This is a genomic window from Dickeya sp. CFBP 2040, from assembly GCF_012273755.1.
In the GTDB taxonomy this organism is placed as follows: Bacteria; Pseudomonadota; Gammaproteobacteria; order Enterobacterales; family Enterobacteriaceae; genus Dickeya; species Dickeya poaceiphila.
Genome location: NZ_JAAVXH010000077.1, coordinates 1 through 1,282 on the forward strand (window position 1 = coordinate 1; position 1,282 = coordinate 1,282).

At 48.4% G+C, this 1,282-nt stretch carries 1 protein-coding gene; it reads right to left on the reverse strand.

Features of this window, described 5'->3' with window-relative positions; translation table 11 throughout:
- Positions 1-85 precede the first annotated feature (85 nt).
- Complete coding sequence (gene metA, locus Dpoa2040_RS10145) at positions 86-1,015, reverse strand: homoserine O-succinyltransferase (protein ID WP_168641167.1); 930 nt, start codon at positions 1,013-1,015, stop codon at positions 86-88.
- Between the last annotated feature and the right edge of the window lie 267 nt (positions 1,016-1,282).

A 1,282-nucleotide genomic window follows, 5' to 3' on the forward strand; every position in this document is an offset into this window, starting at 1 on the left:
GAGATGTACCAACGTATGAAAACAGGAAAAAGAAAAGGCGCCTCACGGCGCCCAGACAAGAGAGAGGACAGGGAGAGAATCAATCTCAATCTAGCGTCGGATTCATATGGCGCAAATCGAATGGCGTGATCTGGTAAACGTAATAATTCAACCAGTTGGAAAACAGCAGATGCCCATGACTACGCCAGGTCGCCCTTGGTGTCTTTTGGGGGTTATCATCCGGGAAGTAATTCACCGGAATCACCGGATTAAGGCCAGCTTCACAGTCGCGGAAATACTCACCCGACAATGTCAGTGCATCATACTCCGGATGCCCGGTAACAAACGCCAGCCGCTTGTCCTTGCTGGCAAACAAATAGGCTCCTGCTTCATCAGACTCCACCAGAATATCCAAATCGGTATGCTCGCGGATAACACTGGAAGGAAAGTCGGCATAACGGGAATGCGGGGCCAGAAAAGTTTCATCAAAACCACGCGTCAGCAAGGCATGAGGTTGCAGCGTAAGGTGCGAATATACCCCAGATAACTTCACCTCGCGGGTCAGTTTGGGAATACCGTACAGGACATTCAGTGCCGCCTGAACCGCCCAACACACAAACAGGGTGGAAGTAACATGTTCTTTAGCCCACTTAACCACCCGCTCAATCTGCGGCCAGTACACCACATCACAAAAATCGACCAATCCCAACGGTGCACCGGTCACAATCAGGCCGTCAAAGTTCTCGTGCTCGATATCTTCAAAATCGCAGTAGAAGTTGTTGAGGTGCTCTACCGGCGTGTTCTTCGACTCTCGGCTATCGATACGCAATAGTTGGATATCTATCTGCAGCGGTGAGTTCGACAGCAAACGCAAGAACTGGTTTTCCGTTTCGATCTTCTTTGGCATCAGGTTAAGCACCAACACCTTCAACGGCCGAATTTCCTGTGTTTTAGCGCGGGAAGACGTCATCACAAAGACGTTTTCATTGAGCAAGAAGCTGACAGCTGGCAACTCATCAGGAACCCGGATTGGCATAACCTTAACCTCACTGCATACGTTTATACGTTTATACGTTTAGCCTTCTAGGCTGCTGAAGATAACGACTTTCCAGGGTAATGTCGAGCACATAACCGCTTGGTTGAAAATCTTTCATAAAAAATCAGATTTGTATATCCATCTTTAACATAAGTAATAAACAGTACGTAAAACGCTTTTATCGCGCTTCTATTCATGCCAGGAGGCTAAGCCCGGCAAAAGGGGATGGGCGGGGAAAAGAACGAGAACAGGAGAAGGAGAGACAGG